16 protein-coding genes are annotated in these 18,406 nt (G+C 62.0%); 5 read left to right on the top strand and 11 right to left on the bottom strand.

What is annotated here, in order from left to right:
• Window positions 1-42 precede the first annotated feature (42 nt).
• The 4 genes from aceF (at window position 43) to AC1DYR_RS00805 (ending at window position 6,156) form a co-directional block, all read left to right on the top strand.
• Window positions 43-1,710, top strand: coding sequence for a dihydrolipoyllysine-residue acetyltransferase (gene aceF, locus AC1DYR_RS00820; RefSeq protein ID WP_477703420.1), 1,668 nt, complete (start codon window positions 43-45; stop codon window positions 1,708-1,710).
• A gap of 13 nt (window positions 1,711-1,723) precedes the next feature.
• Complete coding sequence (locus tag AC1DYR_RS00815) at window positions 1,724-2,314, top strand: MFS transporter (RefSeq protein ID WP_477649687.1); 591 nt, start codon at window positions 1,724-1,726, stop codon at window positions 2,312-2,314.
• Window positions 2,311-4,176, top strand: coding sequence for a dihydrolipoyl dehydrogenase (gene lpdA / locus AC1DYR_RS00810; protein ID WP_477703419.1), 1,866 nt, complete (start codon window positions 2,311-2,313; stop codon window positions 4,174-4,176). Before AC1DYR_RS00815 ends, lpdA begins: the two co-directional genes overlap by 4 nt.
• A gap of 558 nt (window positions 4,177-4,734) precedes the next feature.
• Window positions 4,735-6,156, top strand: a complete 1,422-nt coding sequence (locus tag AC1DYR_RS00805) for a reverse transcriptase family protein (RefSeq protein WP_477703418.1) — start codon at window positions 4,735-4,737, stop codon at window positions 6,154-6,156.
• A 63-nt stretch (window positions 6,157-6,219) separates the two neighbouring features.
• Here the strand turns inward: AC1DYR_RS00805 and AC1DYR_RS00800 are convergent, their stop codons facing one another.
• The 11 genes from AC1DYR_RS00800 to AC1DYR_RS00750 all read right to left on the bottom strand — a co-directional run bounded on the left by AC1DYR_RS00800 (window position 6,220) and on the right by AC1DYR_RS00750 (window position 16,126).
• Window positions 6,220-7,014, bottom strand: a complete 795-nt coding sequence (locus AC1DYR_RS00800) for a bestrophin-like domain (protein WP_477703417.1) — start codon at window positions 7,012-7,014, stop codon at window positions 6,220-6,222.
• A gap of 359 nt (window positions 7,015-7,373) precedes the next feature.
• Entirely contained in the window at window positions 7,374-8,285 is a 912-nt protein-coding gene (locus tag AC1DYR_RS00795; RefSeq protein WP_477703416.1) for a polysaccharide deacetylase family protein, read from the bottom strand.
• A 7-nt stretch (window positions 8,286-8,292) separates the two neighbouring features.
• Entirely contained in the window at window positions 8,293-8,658 is a 366-nt protein-coding gene (locus AC1DYR_RS00790; RefSeq protein ID WP_477704106.1) for a nuclear transport factor 2 family protein, read from the bottom strand.
• Window positions 8,659-9,191: 533 nt separating this feature from the next.
• The gene (soxA, locus tag AC1DYR_RS00785) at window positions 9,192-9,845 is read right to left on the bottom strand and encodes a sulfur oxidation c-type cytochrome SoxA (protein WP_477703415.1); all 654 of its coding nucleotides are present in this window, start codon (window positions 9,843-9,845) and stop codon (window positions 9,192-9,194) included.
• 119 nt (window positions 9,846-9,964) lie between these two features.
• Entirely contained in the window at window positions 9,965-10,288 is a 324-nt protein-coding gene (gene soxZ / locus AC1DYR_RS00780) for a thiosulfate oxidation carrier complex protein SoxZ (protein WP_477703414.1), read from the bottom strand.
• Window positions 10,288-10,761, bottom strand: coding sequence for a SoxY-related AACIE arm protein (locus tag AC1DYR_RS00775; protein ID WP_477703413.1), 474 nt, complete (start codon window positions 10,759-10,761; stop codon window positions 10,288-10,290). Before AC1DYR_RS00775 ends, soxZ begins: the two co-directional genes overlap by 1 nt.
• Window positions 10,762-10,765: 4 nt before the next feature.
• A complete protein-coding gene (soxX, locus tag AC1DYR_RS00770; RefSeq protein ID WP_477703412.1) occupies window positions 10,766-11,215 on the bottom strand; it encodes a sulfur oxidation c-type cytochrome SoxX in 450 nt (149 codons plus the stop codon).
• Window positions 11,212-13,419, bottom strand: a complete 2,208-nt coding sequence (locus AC1DYR_RS00765) for a xanthine dehydrogenase family protein molybdopterin-binding subunit (RefSeq protein ID WP_477703411.1) — start codon at window positions 13,417-13,419, stop codon at window positions 11,212-11,214. Before AC1DYR_RS00765 ends, soxX begins: the two co-directional genes overlap by 4 nt.
• On the bottom strand, window positions 13,416-13,919 hold the full coding sequence (locus AC1DYR_RS00760) for a (2Fe-2S)-binding protein (RefSeq protein ID WP_477669278.1): 504 nt from the start codon (window positions 13,917-13,919) through the stop codon (window positions 13,416-13,418). Before AC1DYR_RS00760 ends, AC1DYR_RS00765 begins: the two co-directional genes overlap by 4 nt.
• Before the next feature lie 168 nt (window positions 13,920-14,087).
• On the bottom strand, window positions 14,088-15,212 hold the full coding sequence (locus tag AC1DYR_RS00755) for a winged helix DNA-binding domain-containing protein (RefSeq protein WP_477703410.1): 1,125 nt from the start codon (window positions 15,210-15,212) through the stop codon (window positions 14,088-14,090).
• Window positions 15,213-15,214: 2 nt separating this feature from the next.
• Complete coding sequence (locus AC1DYR_RS00750) at window positions 15,215-16,126, bottom strand: glycosyltransferase family protein (protein WP_477703409.1); 912 nt, start codon at window positions 16,124-16,126, stop codon at window positions 15,215-15,217.
• Window positions 16,127-16,657: 531 nt separating this feature from the next.
• On the opposite strand from AC1DYR_RS00750, the gene AC1DYR_RS00745 reads away from it, so the two are divergent.
• Window positions 16,658-18,361, top strand: a complete 1,704-nt coding sequence (locus AC1DYR_RS00745; protein WP_477703408.1) for a ShlB/FhaC/HecB family hemolysin secretion/activation protein — start codon at window positions 16,658-16,660, stop codon at window positions 18,359-18,361.
• Window positions 18,362-18,406 lie beyond the last annotated feature (45 nt).

Genomic DNA, 18,406 nt, shown 5'->3' with positions numbered 1-18,406 from the left:
TAAAACCCTGACGTAGCACCTGTAGCAACCGGAGACAAGAATATGGCAGTGGTAGACATTCAAGTTCCTGATATCGGGGATTTCGACGAAGTGACGGTGATTGAGCTGATGGTCAAGCCCGGCGATACCGTGAAGGCGGAGCAGTCGCTGATCACCGTGGAGTCCGACAAGGCCTCCATGGAAATCCCCTCCAGCCACGCGGGTGTGGTGAAGGAGCTCAAGGTCAAGCTCGACGACAAGGTCAAGCAGGGCTCCGTGGTCCTGACACTGGAAGTGGCCGGCGCCGAAGCTGCCCCGGCTTCAACGGAAAAACCGGCCGCAGCGCCCGCTGTGCCAGCGCAGGCAGCTAGCAAATCTGTAGCGGCGTCGGCGCCTGCACCTGCAGCGGCCCCGGCTGCTTCCGGTCCGGTGGAAGTCCGTGTGCCCGACATCGGCGACTTCAAGGACGTGTCCGTCATTGAAGTCCTGGTCAAGCCCGGCGACACCATCAAGGCCGAGCAGTCGCTGATCACCGTTGAAAGCGACAAGGCCTCGATGGAAATCCCGTCGTCCGCTGCAGGTGTGCTGAAAGAACTCAAGGTCAAGATGGGCGACGTCGTCAACATCGGCGACCTGGTGGCCATCCTGGAAGGTTCTGCGGCTGTGAGCGCATCGCCAGCGATCGCACCGGCCCCCGCTGCGGCGCCTGCCGCGGCATCTGCTGCTGCCCCTGCACGGGCAACCTTATCTGCTCCCGCGAGCCAGCCGGCCCACAACCCCACCACCGCACCTCAGGGCAACCTGCCGCATGCATCGCCCTCGGTGCGCAAGTTTGCGCGCGAACTCGGCGTGCCATTGGCGGAAGTCAAGGGCAGCGGCCCCAAAGGCCGCATCACGCAAGACGACATCCAGGCCTTCACCAAGTCGGTGATGGACGGCAGCGTTCGCACCCAGGCACAGGCCGCCAAGGCCCCCGCTTCCTCGGGTGGCGGTGCAGGGCTTGATTTGCTGCCATGGCCCAAGGTTGACTTCACCAAGTTCGGCCCGGTCGAGCGCAAGGACATGTCGCGCATCAAGAAGATCAGCGGCGCCAACCTATTGCGCAACTACGTGATGATCCCGCATGTCACCAATCACGACGACGCTGACATCACCGAGCTGGAAGCCTTCCGCGTTTCGACCAACAAGGAAAACGAAAAAGCCGGGCTGAAAGTCACCATGCTGGCTTTCCTGATCAAGGCCAGCGTTGCGGCCCTGAAGAAATACCCCGAGTTCAATGCCTCGCTCGACGGCGACCAGATCGTCTACAAGCAGTACTACCACATAGGTTTTGCCGCCGACACGCCCAACGGGCTGGTCGTTCCCGTGCTGAAAGACGCCGACAAAAAAGGCGTGCTCCAGATCAGCCAGGAAATGGGCGAGCTGGCCAAGAAGGCGCGTGACGGTAAATTGACGCCAGCCGAAATGCAGGGCGCCAGCTTCACCATCTCTTCACTGGGCGGCATTGGGGGGCGTTACTTCACCCCCATCATCAACGCGCCGGAAGTCGCCATCCTCGGCGTGTCCAAGAGCCAGATGGAGCCGGTCTGGGACGGCAAGGCCTTCCAGCCGCGCCTGATGCTGCCGATGTCTTTGGCCTGGGATCACCGGGTGATCGACGGCGCAGGCGCTGCGCGCTTTAACGCTTACCTGGGCCAAATCCTCGCCGACTTCCGCCGCGTCCTCCTCTAAACGGGGCGGAACCATGACAACACTTGTAGTCGTCAAAAAGGCGGGGCAGGTTGCCATCGCGGCCGACACGCTGGTGACCTTCGGCGACACCAGCCTGGGCCACCGGTTTGAAGCCAACAGCAAGATCTTCAAGGTCGACACGCCTGCCGGCATGAGCTTTGTGGGCATGGCCGGTACGGTGGCGCATTTTCCGGTGCTGCGCAAGGCCATGGCGGCCTTGCCCAAAGAGCAGCTCAAGCTGGGTTCGCGCGACGAGGTGTTCGACACCTTCGTCAAGCTGCATCCCATGCTGAAGGAAACGTTCTTCCTGCAGACCAAGGAAGACGACAACGATCCCTACGAGTCCAGCCAGTTCACCGTGGTGATCGCCAATGCCAGCGGCATTTACGGCCTCTACAGCTACCGTGAAGTCTTTGAATTCAAGGAATTCTGGGGCATTGGCTCAGGCCGCAGCTTTGCGCTCGGCGCCATGCATGCCGCCTGGGACAAGGCCAAGACCGCACGCGAAGTAGCCATGGCCGGCCTGAACGCGGGTTGCGAGTTCGACAAGAACTCCGCCGGGCCCGTCGACATATTCACCCTTAAATTGAAAGCCTCCAAATGAGTGCATCCCCCGTGATCGACATCAAGGTACCGGACATCGGCGACTTCGACGAAGTGTCCGTCATTGAAGTGCTGGTCAAGCCCGGCGACACCATCAAGGCCGAACAGAGCCTGATCACTGTTGAAAGCGACAAGGCCTCGATGGAAATCCCGTCGTCAGCTGCCGGTGTGGTCAAGGACATCAAGGTCAAGGTGGGCGACAAGGTCAAGCAAGGCTCCGTCGTGCTGACGCTGGAAAGCATCGGTGCTGCCGCTGCACCCGCAGATGCGGCACAAAAACAGGCTGCAGCGCCCGCAGCACCTGCGCAAGCAGCTCCTAAAACTGTAGCGAGCCCTGCCGCCGCACCGGCCCCGGTTGCCGCCAGCTTCACCGGCTCGGCCGACCTGGACTGCGACGTGCTGGTGCTGGGCGCCGGCCCCGGCGGCTATTCCGCCGCCTTCCGTGCCGCCGATCTGGGCCTGAAGGTTGTGCTGGTAGAGCGCTACGCCACGTTGGGCGGCGTCTGCCTGAATGTCGGCTGCATTCCTTCCAAGGCTTTGCTGCATGTGGCCGCCGTGATGGACGAAGTCAAGCATTTCGACGCCCTCGGCGTGAGTTTTGGAGAGCCCAAGCTCGACATCAACAAATTACGCACCCACAAGGAAAAGGTCGTCGGCAAGCTCACTGGCGGGCTGACGGCCATGGCCAAGATGCGCAAGGTCACCGTCGTGCGTGGTTTGGGCCAGTTCGTCGGCGCCAATCACCTGCAGGTTGAAGAAACCAGCGGCGCCGAAGGCCAGGAAAAAACCGGCAAAACCCAGACCATTGCGTTCAAGAACTGCATCATCGCTGCGGGCTCGCAGGCGGTGCGCCTGCCGTTCATGCCAAATGATCCCCGCGTGGTGGACAGCACCGGCGCGCTGGCGCTCAAAGAGGTGCCCAAACGCATGCTGATCCTGGGCGGCGGCATCATCGGCCTCGAAATGGGCACGGTGTATTCCACGCTGGGCGCGCGCCTGGACGTGGTCGAAATGATGGACGGCCTGATGCAGGGCGCTGACCGCGACCTCGTCAAAGTCTGGCAAAAGATGAATGCGCCGCGTTTTGACAACATCATGCTCAAAACCAAAACCGTGGGCGCCAAGGCAACCAAGGCTGGTATCGAAGTCACGTTTGAGTCCGCGGAAGCAGGCGGCAGCGCCCCTGCCCCGCAGACCTATGACCTGGTGTTGCAAGCCGTGGGCCGGACACCCAATGGCAAGAAACTGGCTGCCGAAAAAGCCGGAATCACGGTCTCCGACCGCGGCTTCATTCCGGTCGATATCCAGATGCGTACCAACGTGCCGCACATCTTCGCCATCGGCGACATCGTGGGCCAGCCCATGCTGGCGCACAAGGCCGTGCACGAAGCACACGTGGCTGCTGAAGTCATTGCCGGTGAACTGCAAGGCAACAAGGAACTGGCCAGCGCAGCCTTTAACGCCCGCGTGATCCCCAGCGTGGCCTACACCGACCCCGAGGTGGCCTGGGTGGGCCTTACCGAAGACCAGGCCAAGGCCGAAGGTATCAAGGTCAAGAAGGGCCTGTTCCCCTGGACGGCTTCCGGACGCGCCATCGCGAATGGCCGCGACGAAGGCTTCACCAAGCTGCTGTTTGACGACAGTCCTGAAGCGCACGGCCACGGCAAGATCCTGGGCGGCGGCATTGTCGGCACGCATGCCGGCGACATGATCGGCGAGATTGCCCTGGCCATCGAGATGGGCGCCGACGCCGTCGACATCGGCAAGACCATTCATCCGCACCCGACGCTGGGCGAAAGCATCGGCATGGCGGCGGAAGTGGCGCACGGCAGCTGCACGGATTTGCCGCCGACGCGCAAGTGACGCTGAAAAGTTGCCAGAGGCGCTACTAAGCCAGTAGCCGGCCGCGCAGATACCGCAAGGGTTGCGCGGTTTTTTTATGGGTTGAGTTTGAACGCAGTCCTGAGAGCGCCTTGCGCAACCCAAGGCCTGCGTGTAGCTGCCGCTTTGCATACGCCAGGTGCCACACATCGTCGATCTTCGGGTGAAAAGCGCCTCTGGCCTTTTTCAGGAAAGCGCGAGCAGCTATTGAATTGATAGCGCGTTGCATTCTCTTGGGTGACATATTTTTTTGACATGCGCGGGCCGTGTAGACGTACACCAAAAGCATTCCCTGTTGTTTTGGCACCTTCACAGCGCCGGAAAACAACTCGTTGCCAAGGGCAAGCCATTAGAATTTCGACGACGCCAGCATTCCAAGTGTTGCGAGCGGGACGCGATTCGTTGCTGCCTGTCCGCGCCATGGGGTACCCCCATGGTTGTTTTGTATTTTGCGATTTCGGCGCGTGAGCGACATGCGCATTCTGCGCACCGCGCTCACGCAGGACCTGCTGGTTGGGATGCCGGCGTCAACCCAATTCCATGCGCGAAGCCAGCTTCCGACATTTGATTGCACGCGGCCTGGCTCGCGCACTGCTCGCCGACGCGGACAAGGCGGGCGGCACTACCTTGGGCGCCCTTCAGGCAAGGGGCGCGGCAGCCCTCGGACAGCGACCTGCCTGGCTCCGGGAATTACTTGGACCGCTTGCTCTGTTGTCGGCCATCACCTGGCGAAAATTTGACGTCACTTCGCTTGCGCAGCGGCTGGAGGCATCGCATGCCTTTGATCTGGCCTTTGGGGAGGAGGGCGACGACGAAGACGGAGAGCCCAATGACTCCAGTGAGCCGCAAGCTTCGCAGTCAAGTGATGACCGGGATGACCCCGGGCCGGAAAGGCCGCCACGAATTCGCCGGTTGATCCTGCGACCGGCGGTGATGCGCCCCCGGCCGATGGGGCTGGAGGCTTGCACCTTGCCCGACATTGCAACGAGTGCGGATCTTGCGTGCTGGCTACAACTTCCCCTCGAAAAGCTGCGCTGGCTGGCTCCGGCGACGCCGGCTGTTGTTGAGCACTATCGCTACAGCCTGCAGCCCAAGCAGACGGGTGGCCTTCGGTTGCTGGAGATGCCCAAGGGAGAGCTCAAGCGGGTGCAGCGCCACATCCTGCATACGCTGCTCAGCCAGGTGCCTGTGCACGAAGCCGCGCACGGCTTTACCGCCGGCCGCTCAGTCAAAACCCATGCGGTAACCCATGTTGGCCAAGCCGTGGTGATTCGTTTTGACTTGCGCGATTTTTTTGGCAGCGTAGGGGCGGCCCAGGTCAACGCCGTGTGGCGCACGCTGGGTTACCCCGAAGGTGTGGCGCGAAGTCTCACCGCGCTCTGCACACACCGTACGGCCGCGATGGTCGTTGAGCGCTTGCGCGATGATGGCGGGCTTGACTGGATAGGGGCCAAACGCCTTGGTTCCGCGCATTTGCCGCAGGGCGCGCCCACCTCCCCGGCGCTGGCCAACCTCTGTGCTTTCAATCTCGATTTGCGGCTTGAGGGACTGGCCTGGGTGTTCGGCGCGAGCTATACACGCTATGCCGATGACCTGGTATTTTCAGGCCCCGAGTCGCTCCGGCGGCAGTTTCGCGCCCTGCACGCCTGGGTCGCAGAGATCGTCCGCGATGAAGGCTTTACCCTGCATCCGGACAAGACGCGTTGCCTGCCCCGGCATCAACGCCAGCGCGTGACCGGAGTCGTGGTCAACGTTCGACCGAATGTGCCGCGTGATGATTTCGATCGACTTAAAGCGTGTTTGCATCAAAGCGTGCTGCACGGTCCAGCGTCTCAAAATAAGGACCGGCTTGCCGACTTTCGCTCACACCTGCTGGGCCGGATCGGTTGGGTCGGACAATTCAGCATGACGCGGCGGGTCAGACTCATGCGCCTGTTTGAGCAGATCAACTGGTCAAGCTGAAGGCTGCGAGGGCCGCGGAAGCGGCGCACCGCAGTTGTACGAATTTGCCGCCGGCGCGCGGCGCTAGCGCGGGGACGGCATGAGCCGTTCCTGAATCAGCTTCAGGGCTTCCGGCGAAACGCTTTCTTCGCCGCGGAAGGGGTTGTCCATCGCGGCGATGAAAAACAGCATCAAGCCGACAAAAGTCGCCAGGATTCCCGACAGCACAAGGTGTAGCGCCAGCCGGTCCATGGAAAACAGCCAAAGCAGCGAAAAGTTCAGCGCCGCTCCCAGGCACACCACCCACCACAGCACACCCGAGAGGGAGGTGCTGACGATCTGCAGGCGCGCATACCGGGCCTCCAGAAAGCTGTTGAATTGCCGCAGTGTTTCGGCATGCAGGATTTCCTGTGTCCGGCTGGCGGGCGCAAATGACAGCAGTTGGCGATGAATGTCTGAAACGCGCGTGGTTCCACCAGGATGCAGCCTTCCTTGCCGTTGTTCAGCCCAGGCTTCGTCGATCAGAAAGCGTACGTAGTCCCTCATCCCGCCTTCCAGCGCGGCGCGCGCTGGCTCCGGATAGTTCGACAGATCACGGTACAGCGCCGCAATGGCGGTGGCCTCCTTGCCCACGGCCTTTTCTGCGTCCGCGAAGTTCTGGTAGGTGGCAACCGCGATCAGGCCCAGCATCAGCCCATAGAACACCCCATAAGCCGAAAGAAAATAGCTGACAAATTCATTGGCGTCTGGCTGCGGACCGAGCCACTTGCGCACCAACGGCCGCAGCAGAAGCAGACCGCCCCACGTATAGGCCAGGCTGACGGCGCAAAAAAGCAGCGCCAGCACCCAGTTGGGTATGTCGTAAATCCAGTAGAACATGGCGCCTGCCCCTCTTGTTATTTCGAACTCCACTCCGAAGCGGATGATAACCAAAGGTCGCATGCCGAAAATTTTCGGCACCGGCTGCCCGGCAAAACGCGGCCAGCGGTGCGGCAGAGGCTGAATATCCGATATACCGAAGTAAAAATTGACTGCAAGGCCAGTAAATACTGCGCAAGCAGCTATCAATTTAATAGCTTAACTCGCTTTAGGTGAACCTCAGGCCGTACACCGGGCGACTCCAGCGCTGTGCCTTTCGCGCGGACATTCAGCTCAAGTTCCACCAGCTCCTGCGCGTAATAAGCAAAAGCCTCTGCCCGCGCTCCGGCACGCACACGAGCGCCTCTTTCAGAGGCCGCTCACGCGGCCATCTGTACGGCGTGCCGGAAGATATCGCCCGGCGTGCTCATCCAGACCTGGCCCCGGTCACGTGCGGCGGCGACACGCTGAAGCGCACGCCGCAGATGCCGCAGGCGGTAGGGCTGGCCGACGATGTAGGGGTGCAGTGCAATGCCCATCACCAGTGGTGCTGACCCGCTGGCCTGCGATTGCTCCAGCATCTCGTCAAGCTGGTCGATGATCATCTGCGCAAAGTCTTTGCCGTCCATCTGACGCGCAATGATCATCGGGATGTCATTGAGTTCCTGCGGGTAAGGCACAGCCCACAAAGCCTGCCCGCTGCGGGTGCGCATCGGTATCGGCTGGTCGTCGTGGCACCAGTTCAGGGTGTAGCCGTAGCCGCTTTCAGCGAGCAGGTCAGGGGTATGCAGGCTTTCCGAAATCCAGGGTGAAAGCCACCCGGCGGGGGACTGGCCGCTTTCCTGTTGCATGCGCGTGCGGCACTGCACCAGCAGGCTGCTTTCGTCCGCTTCAGTCATGGCGGCCTGGCGTTCGGCGTTGCTGTGGCCATGGCCGACCAGTTCATCGCCGCGCGCTACGCAGGCAGCCACCAGCTCGGGGCAGTGGTCATACAGTGCGGTGTTGATCAGGGCGGCCGCCGGCAGGCCCAGGCTGTCAAACAGCTCCAGGCAGCGCCAGCTGCCCACGCGGTTTCCGTACTCGCGCCAGCTGTAGTTCAGGACATCCGGCTGCGGGCTGGCCGGGCCGATGGTGGCGCCCATGCCCTCGCCGAAGGCAAAGTGCTCGATGTTGAAACCCAGGTAGACAGCCAGACCAGCGCCGTTGGGCCAACGATAAGGTTTGCGCTGGTTGATCGCCTGGTAGTCAAAGCGATTGTGCGTCGGCAGGGCGCCGCTGTAGCTTGCAGCCATCAGCTGATCACAGCACAGCCAGGCCTGCCCGCACCAGCAGCCATTCGGCGCTGTCGTTCCACACGTCCATGTGTGTGATCATCCCGCTTTTGACGACATAGCGGTCCACATAGCGGTTGCCTTCAAAAGGCGTTCCGTCAGGCCATTCTCCGTACAGGGTTCCCAGGCTGTAGACCACCGCTTCGTCGGGGGCGGAGCCGTTAGAGCCGGCGGCAACCGTTTCGGTGCACTCAATCTTTTTTTTCACCCATTTGTAGCGCGATGCATTAAATTTGGTGCACTCAGCGGGGGCGCTCATGGCCCGGCCGCCGGTGAAAAGAATCTTCATGCCGGGTGCCGTGAACCGGATGGCGGCCACCGGGTCAGGAAGCATGATGAGCCGGAGAAACTCGTTGACCACATCGGCAGCGCTTGCCGTGCCGCTGGAAAAGGCGTGGGTGCTGTTCACTCAGGATGCTCCTGCGGCTGTCGTTGCCGGAAAAATCATGTTATCACCTCGACGTTGGCCAGCTTGGCCACGCCGCGCCAGGTGTCTATCTGCGAGGGTGGAAAGCGGGAAACGGCCCATGACGTCCGACGATCAGCAACTTGTGTGCCAATTCGACTTTTCATGCATGCGCGCTTTGCGGCTGGGTTTTCATTGCGCGCTGGCGCCGGGAACCAGAAGGCGCTTCCCTCTGCCAGCCAGCGGTGGCGCGACGGCATAAGCCTCGCGGGGGAGAAGCATCGCAAATGTCCATGCGTTTACCTTGTCAGCGTTGGCGGCGAGGCCGCTGCATGCCGCGGCAAGCCAGCACTGTTCAAACGGCGCGGGTCTGGTTTTACGGTGGAAAAATTGCAGCAGCCCCTTGATGGGCCTGGTCAATATGCTATCTAATTGATAGCGCTTCCAGAGTGCCGCTCAAGTCAGGGCCGCACGCCCGGTGTCTCCATTGCCATACCTTTCGCGCGCGCATTCAGGTACAGCTCCAGTTCCACCAGCTCCTGCGCACCATACGCAAATGGCTGGGCGCGCACACCGCTCATGCAGCCGCGCAGGCGGCGCTGCAGCGAGCCCATGGCCTGCCACTCGAGCCGATAAACCGGGTAGCCCGTGGGGTGCGCCTCGGGAATCAGGCTGCTGGCCAGGCGCTTGCCAGCCAGCCCGTCATGGCATTGCGCGCAGGACAGGTTCAGCTGGCCGATGCGCTGCGTGAACAGCTGTTGCCCGCGCTGGCGGAACGGCTCCAGCCTGGCGTCTTCGGGTGGCGCCAGCGGCAGGCCGCGCGACTGCAGCGCGACATAGCTCTCCAGACTCAGCAGTTCCTGGCTTTCGCGGCGCAGCGGTTCGGCCTGCTGGTGCTGCTGGCGGCACTGGTTGATGCGCTGGCCCAAGGTGATGGGACGGCCCAGCGGGGTATCAAACGCCGGGTAGCGCGCCGCCACGCCGCGCATGCTGTCCGGCGCTGCTGCGTGGCAACTGGCACAGGCTTTTGCGCTGGCACCCGTGGGCTGCTTCCATAGGGCTTCGCCGTCCTTGACCCACAACATGCCGGGATTGAGCGCATCGTCTTTCTGCATGGATTGTGTGGATGCGCCCATATAGTCAAAGCCCGAGCGACGAGTGTCTTGGCCTGGAGCTGTCTGCGCGCCAGCACTGCTGATCAGCAAACCCAACAGAAGGCCTTGCAAGATCCGTGTCATGCCGTGACGGACAGGTTGATGCTTTCTGTCTGTTTAAAGCCGTTGTCACCTTCCCAACTGAGCACCAGCGTGCCGCTGTCGGTCGCCACGGTATGGAAGGCGATATAGGGATTGGCTGAGACGGCCGAAAATAGCTCGGCGCTGAAGACCAGCTCACCGTTGTAGCGGCAGCTGAAGGTCTGGATGATGTTGCGCGGCAGGACCTTGCCGTCCTCACCGGCGCGAAAGCCGGTTTCCATCGGGTGGCCAATGGTGGCGCGTATCTCGATGACCTCGCCGCGTTTGGCGGTGGTTGGGGCGTTGATGAGTGTGCGTGCCATCAAGGATCTCCCTCGATGCAGGCCGCCAGGGTGACAATGACATTCACGGTGTGCGACCAGTAGCTGCCGTCGCTCATCTGCACCACGGCCACAAGCTGTTGTGAGGTGGCCAGGCGTATGCGTGTTGTCACGGCGGCCTTGCCGGCGCGTGGCCCCAGCGTGAAGCGGGCCACATCGCGCTGGGGATTTTTCTCGTTGAAGACGGCAATGCTTTTCACGTGGTCGGCCGCGGTCATGGGACTGTCCACCGTGGCGGTGATGGGTACCACATTGCCGTTATCCACCAGCTCCGCCACGTCGAGTTTGACCTTGCCGGCACGCACCGGAGCGCCTTGGGTGTAGGCCGCCACCGCTGCTGCCAGCTCACCGGCCTGCGCCGCTGCGGGGCGCAAAACGACGCTCAGGCCCATGCTGGCCGCGCCCGCCAGAATTTGGCGCCGATTAAAAGAAATAAAACGGCCTGCTGTGGTCATGAGTTCACTTCAGTGTCAGCAGAAAGGCCACCACGTCTTCAATTTGCTGGGCGTTCATGATGGGCTTGCCCTGCCAGGCCGTACCTACGCGCACCAGACTGTCGTTGCGGTAGTAGGCGGGCATGATGCTGGCCGGGTTCAAGCGCTGCGCGTCGGCAATGCGCAGGCGTAGCTGGCCTTCGTTCCAGCGTGCGCCCGCGCCCGCCAGGTCGGGCGCCAGGTTGCCCTGGAAGCGCTCTTCGGGAATGGGCCCGGTGTGGCAGAGCAGGCACAGGCCGTGTTGGCGGCTCGCGACGATGGCGCGGCCGCGTGCCGGGTCCCCGGGCGTGACCGTCAGCGCATGGGGTATCGCGTCGCCAACAATCTGCAGTGGCGGAACGGATTGTTGCGCGAAGCTGGTCCAGGGCGCCATCATCATGATGATCCCGGCAGCAACGACGCCTTGCCGGTTCATGCCTTCTTGAGGTCGTGGTTCTTCAGCGGCAGGTCGCGTATGCGTTTGCCCGTCGCCGCGTATACGGCATTGAGAACGGCGGGCGCGGCGACCGCGATCGTCGGTTCACCGACGCCGCCCCAGAAGCCGCCCGAGGCAACGATGATGGTCTCCACCGCAGGCATGTGCTGCATTTGCACGACGGGGTAGGTGCTGAAGTTGTCCTGTTCCATGCGTCCGTCTTTTTGCGTGCATTCACCGAACAGCGCTGCCGACAGGCCGTAGGCAAAGGAGCCCTCGACCTGCGCCTCGATCTGCTGCGGATTGACCGCATAGCCCGGATCGGTGGCGGCCACGATGCGGTGGACCTTGAGCACGCCGTCGCTGCTCACCGACACCTCGGCGCAGGCCGCGACATAGCTGCCGAAGCCCATGGTTTGCGCCAGGCCCCGGTAGACCTTCTGGCCGCCGACGTCGGGCGGCGGGACATTCCATTTGACGCGTTCGGCCACGGCGTTGAGCACGGCCAGGTGCTTGGGGTGGTTCGTCATCAGCTTGCGCCGCAGGGCCAGCGGGTCCTGTTTCGCGGCAACCGCGATTTCGTCGATGAAGGACTCGAGGTATATGGTGTTCTGGTTCAGATTCACGCCTCGCCAGAAGCCGGGCGGCACGCTGGGGTTTCGCATCGCGTGGTCGATCAGCAGGTTGGGGAAGCTGTAGCCTATGGAGGCTTCCGGCCCCGGCGCATTGAGGCCCTGGAACTGCACCGGGTCGAGTCCGTTGCGCACGTTCTGCGGCGCCACGCCGGCCAGGATGGATTGCCCCGAAATGCGCATGTGCAGCGCGGTGACGTTGCCCTGCGCGTCCAGCCCGGCCTGCAGCTTGCACTGCGTGACCGGGTGGTAGCGGCCGTGCAGCATGTCTTCCTCTCGCGACCACAGCAGCTTGACCGGCACCCCAGGCATTTGTTTGGCAATGTCCACGGCCTGGCGTACCCAATCGTGCACTGCGCCGCGCCGCCCGAAGCCGCCGCCCAGGTGAATCTTGTAGACCTCGCATTTGCCGGCCGGCAGCCCTGCCGCTTCAGAGGTGGCGGCCAGCGCCGCTTCGCCGTTTTGGGTAGGCGTCCAGACTTCGCAGCGCTCGGGCGTCCAGCGTGCCGTCGCGTTCATGGGCTCCATGGTCGCGTGGTTCTGGTGCGGGTAAGAGTACACCGCTTCGATCTTGCGTGCTGCCGAGGCCAGCGCGGCTTTGGCGTCGCCGTTCTGGTTGCCGATGGCTGCATCGGGTGCGTCCAGACCAGCTTTGAGCATCGCGGCCACCGTGGCGCTGGAGTTCGCGGCGTTGGGGCCGTTGTCCCATTCAATGGGCAGCGCGTCGAGTGCGGTCTTGGCGCGCCACCAGGTGTCGGCCACCACGGCCACCGCGCTATCTCCGACCGCCAGCACCTTCTTCACGCCGGGGCGCTTTTCAATCGCGGCGGCATTGAAGCTCTTGACCTTGCCGCCGAACACCGGGCAGTCCTTGATGGCTGCGTTGAGCATGCCGGGTAGTTTCAGATCCGCGCCGTACACCTGCTTGCCGGTGACCTTGTCCAGCGTGTCCAGCCGTGCCAGGCGCTTGCCAACGAGCTTCCAGTCTTTCGGGTCCTTCAGCTTGACCTCGGCGGGCGGCGCCACTTTGGCTGCCGCAATCGCCACTTTGCCGTAGGTGGTTTTGCGGCCCGATGGCGTGTGGGTGATCACGCTATTGGCGGCGGTACATTCGGCCGCCGGCACCTTCCATTCGTCGGCTGCGGCCTGCACCAGCATCATGCGGGCGGTGGCGCCGCCCTTGCGCACATAGTCGTGCGATTCGCGGATGCCGCGGCTGCCGCCGGTAGAAAAGTTGCCCCAGGCCCGGTTGCGCGCCAGATTCTGGCCAGGTGTCGGGTATTCGGTGGTGACTTTGGCCCAGTTGCATTCCAGTTCTTCGGCTACAAGTTGCGCGAGCCCGGTCAGGCTGCCCTGGCCCATTTCAGAGCGCGCGATGCGGATGACCACCGTGTCGTCGGGGCGCACCACGACCCAGGCATTGATCTCCGGCGAGGCTGCACCCTGGGCAGCCGCCGTGCCGGCGAACGGAATGTGGAAACCTACGATGAGGCCGGCCGAGGCACCCGAGGCCAGGAAGCGGCGGCGCGAGAGAGACAGGGAGTTTGCGGAGGGCAGGGGGGTGGCGCTCATGTCGTGCTCCCGTCGGTGTGCTGAATGGCGAGCGCCGCACTTTTGGTGTTGCCACCTGCGGCAACAACCTTGATGGCGGCACGGATGCGGTTGTAGGTGCCGCAGCGGCAGATGTTGGTCATCGCCTCATTGATGTCGGCATCGGTCGGGTTCGGTTTGGCCTTGAGCAGCGCCGCAGCCGTCATCACCATGCCGCACTGGCAATAGCCGCACTGCGGAACGTCCAGCGCAACCCAGGCCTTTTGTATGGGGTGCGAGCCGTCCGGCGACAAACCTTCAATGGTCACGATTTTTTCGTTCGCACTCACCGTCGAGACGGGCCGCACACAACTGCGTGTAGGCACGCCGTCAATGTGCACGGTGCAGGCGCCGCAGGCCGCGATGCCGCAACCGTATTTGGTGCCGGTGAGCCCGAGCTGTTCTCGGATGACCCATAGCAGCGGCGTGTCGTCCTCCACTTCAAACTCACGCACGGTACCGTTGACGTTCAGTTTTGCCATGGATGCGCTCCTCAATATTTCGAAGGAAGAATGGGCCGGATGACTGGGGGGATAGTAGCGCTGGTGCATGTCAAATGCACCCGGCAATGCTATACCTGAGTAATGCGCTGACTTGCGCCTGGCAATAAAGTTCGGCCGGGTAAACCCTTGTGAGGCCGGCGCTTTTCGTCAGCGAACTTCTGCCAGCGGCAGGCCGGTGAATGCCGCGTAGCGTTGGGCGGCAAGCTGCAGTGCGCCGACGCTGCCGCGCGGCAGCGGGGCGAAGGACGTGGTGCTGATGCTGACAGCACCTTTTTTTGTTTCTGCCTGCCAGGTGCCCGCCACGCGGCCACCGAGCAGCAGCGCCGGACGGAACAGGCCGTTGGGCGTCATGAGTTTGCCCGCGTGCGTAGCGTCGAGAATGGCTTTGCGATCGGTGTAGCCCAGCACATATTCGTCGAAGCCGGCGAGTAATTGAAGCGCGGGCTTGCCAGCTGGCGGTAAAAGTGTGCGTTTGGACCACCACACGGTGCCGCCTTCAAACAATGCATGCGCCAAGCCGGTTTCGGCCATTTCCAGCGCCGCCCTGGCTTCGCTGGCGACTAGTCCTGACCACCAGGAAAAATCGGCCAGCGTGGCGGGGCCATGGCTGGCAAAGTAGCGCTGCGCCAGTTGTTTGAGTGCGTCCTCGCGAGGCAACGCCTTGCCTGCTTCGAGTCCGGGAGGCAGCCATTCATCAAGCAGTGTGTAGGTGGCCTGCTTGCCGCGCGGATCGCCCAGGCAGATCAGCCCGACCTGGGCCGCACGGTACAGGATGCGCCCCCCGCGATGGCCTTCAGTGTTGACGCGATGCTGCGTGAGCGCAGCAAAAAGTTCCAGGCGTGTGAGCTGCCTGCCGCCTTCCAGGCACCTCCGGATGGCCGGGAGGATTTTGCGGAAGGCTGCCTCATCCAGCTGGACCTCACGGTAGGCGGCCGCGGTGCGGGTCAGCAAAGCCGGCGCGGCCAAGGCCAGTAGCCAGCGCAGGTCGGCGGCCGCCACCAGGTGCAGTGTGCCGCGCAAGACCCAGCTGCGGACCACCTTGCGTTGAACCAGTGCCTGTTCAATCGACGCGCCAGTGATGGCCGTATCGGTTGCGAAGCGCGAGCCAACCGCCCAGCGGGCGTGGGCATATTCCTGTGCCTGCACAGCGCCGAACCACTGCACGGCCTGATCGACATGTTTGAAGCTTGAGGCCGCGGGCAGGGCGGTTGGCACAAGGCGATGGCTGGCCAGCCGCAACGCGACCAGCTCCTGCCGCGACATGTCTCCCATACTCAGGCGACGCTTTCAAGCATGGCGAGCATGCGGCTTTGCCAGGCTGCGGGAGAAAACCGTTCGCGCAGCAGTTGTTGCGAAGCCTGCACCATGGCCTGGCGGCGGGGTACATCTGCCAGCAGGTCGGCGCATGCCAGGGGCAGGTCCTTGAGATCGGCCATGACCAGGTGAACGCCAGGCTCGATGCCGAAATCTTCGCCACCTTCAAAGATGTCGGAAACGACGGCCGTGCCGGCCGCCCAGCTTTCGAATGTCCGGAACTGGTCGAAGTATGTGTGTTCCGGATCGGCATGGATGTTCAGGTTAATGCGCGCACCGGCACGGCAGGCGTCGCGCGCGGCGCCCCACAGGCCGCTCCAGACGAACTCGGCCTTCAGGGCGGGAGCCATGTTGGCGAAGTACTGCTCGGCATCCCTCCGCCGGGGCGTGTCGCCACCCATCATGATGATGTCGCGGTTTCTTTGTGCCTCAGGAAGGGGCGAGTGAACATGTTTGCCGGCCACCATATAGGGCAACTGGTAAGTGGCAAGTGCCGGGAAATGCTGTGCAAGGTAGCGCGCTATGGAGGAATCCATCGCCAGCACAGCGTGCAAGCCGGGTGCGATGGCGTCGAAAAGATCGGTCTTGTACCGGTGCACCGTAGCCAGCGCATTCTTTGTTAATGGATCAAACATCCACAGCACATGTTTGCCATTGCGCGGCAGGCCCTGCGCGGCAAAGCGGGGTAGCGCATAAATCCCGGCGATCAGCAGGTTGACGTCACAGTGGCCGACATCGGGCAAGGGCGCGTCGGTGCTGGTGCCCAGGTCAATGAACTCAACGTCATGGCCGGCTTCCACCAAAACATCCATCCACAAGCGCGAAGCGCGGCCAAACAAGGTGTCGATGTCGGTGTAGATGTGGATTTTCAACGCGGCTTCCTGCGGCTTCTTTATGTGGCTCTTCAGCTTATAGCGCAAGGCGCCGAGGCGGCCAGGACCGAGTGAGCGTGCGTGATTCGCAAATAGACCCGGGAGTCATTGCCGCTGTGGTCTGTTGCCATCGCCGTTCGACGGTCCGAATGGCGGCGCTTGTCGTTCCGGCAATGCCATTCGCGCGGTATCGGAGACCCGCGACAAAACTTTACACAACGCACCTGGATTTCCTGGGGGAACTCTTCGCCGGCAAGAAAGATTTTCAGTAAGTCAAAGGTAACTGAATGTATGTCTTTCTGACTCTAAATGTAACCAATAGGGCCGCGTAATGTGGGCAGAAAAGCCATTTTGGCAAAAATTGGGGCGAAATAATTACATAAGGCACTGGTAATTAATCACTTTTTCTCCCTTGTATCAGCTTTCACAATTGGTTACCGTGAATTAGTTCACAAAAAATACTAACCGGCAGGTGTCGAATCACAACACCTGCAGGCACTTCGGAAACCTTGATTTTCAACGGGGCTGGCGATGAAGCGTATCGATCATGTGGGCGTGCACAGCATGTGGACTGGTGCTTTTTCTGTGCTCATGGTCATTACGACAACTGCGCTGGCGCAGCAACCGCCATCTACCGTCGACCCTGGCCGGGTTCGCGAACGTTTTGATTTCCAGCCGGAGCCTGGCACCTCACCGGCATCTCCGGAAATCAGGACCGAGCCAACAGGGCCTTTGCCTGAATCGCTCAGGGCCATTAAGGTCACGCTCAGGCGCATTGATATTGAAACCAACACCGTGCTGCCCGGCGGCGTCCTTCAGGCGCACGCAGATAGCTACACCGGACGCGAGATTACCGGCAGCGAGATTTTGCAACTCGCGTCCTCGCTCACCGCGATGTACCGCAATGCAGGCTATATCCTGTCGCTGGTGGTGGTGCCGCCGCAGTCACTTGCCGACGGTACGCTCACCCTGCGTGTGGTTGAGGGCTACATCGACAAGGTGAACATTCAGGCAGGGGATGATGTCAGTGCCCATGTGAAGGAGCAACTCGCAGCCATCGGTGAAAAGATCGGGGCGTCACGGCCCATTCAAGGCCCCGTGCTTGAACGCTACCTCCTGATCGCCAACGATTTTCCGGGGATCGAGCTGCGCAGCGTGCTTACGCGCTCGCAAACGCCGGCGGCGGCCGACCTCACCCTGATTGCGGAGGTGAAAACCTTCGAGGGTTTTGCGACCGTGGACAACTACGGTTCCAGGTACCTGGGGCCAGATCAGCTCACGGTTGGGCTGGTTGGCAACCAGCTCCTGGGTGTGAACGATCAGTGGCGGGTGATTGGCGTGGGTACGGGTAATTCCGAAATGGCCTACGCCCAGTTGTCTTACAGCCAGGTGGTAGGTGCCAATGGGCTCAAGTTGTCGGCGGCGGTGTCAAGGGCCCGTACCCAGCCGGGCGACATCCTCAAGCCGTTTGATGTGCGCGGCAGCGCCGACGCTTTTTCCCTCTCCATGAGTTACCCGTGGCTAAGGACGCGCAACGAAAGCCTCATTGCACGCGCTACCTACGACCACTCCGACGTGCACACCGATATTTTGGGTGCGCGGCTGATCGAGGACCGGATACGGGCATTGCGCCTTGGTTTGAGCTGGCGCCTGCTGGACAGCCTTGATGGGCAAAACAATCTGGAGCTTGACTTCAGCCAGGGACTGGGCGGAACTGAAGAGTCTGACCTGCTTAAAAGCCGGGCGGGTGCGAAGGGCGTTTTCAACAAGCTGGTTTTTGACTATGAACGCACCCAGTTTTTTAACTCCAACTTGAGCCTGGTGATCGGTGTGGGTGGGCAGTGGGCCAACACGCCGCTTCTTTCTTCCGAACAGTACGCCCTTGGTGGCCGTCGTTATGGGCGTGCCTATGAGCCCGCTGAGCTGGTAGGCGAACGCGCTCTTGCCTTCCGTATCGAGCAGCGTTATGCCGGGGCCATCAACTCGCCAGGCTTCAGGTCTTACCAGTTGTTCGGCTTTTACGACATTGGCAAGGTATGGAAGCTGGGCCCGCCAACGCCCGGCTTGCCCAGCAGCCAGAGCCTGGCTTCGGCTGGCCTGGGCCTACGGCTTTTCATGCAGAAAAACACGGTGGCGAGCCTGGAGGCGGCATTTCCCCTGACCAAAACCATAGCAAGTGACGCAGGCAATCCCAGGGACGTCAGGCTTCTGGGTTCCTTGCTGGTTCGGTTCTGAAGTCTTTCTTTGTTTAACGGCTTTTTCCTGAATTGAGGTGACTCC

The sequence above is a fragment of the Polaromonas sp. P1_F9 genome (assembly GCF_056405615.1).
This window is presented reverse-complemented; position numbering and strand designations above follow the sequence as displayed.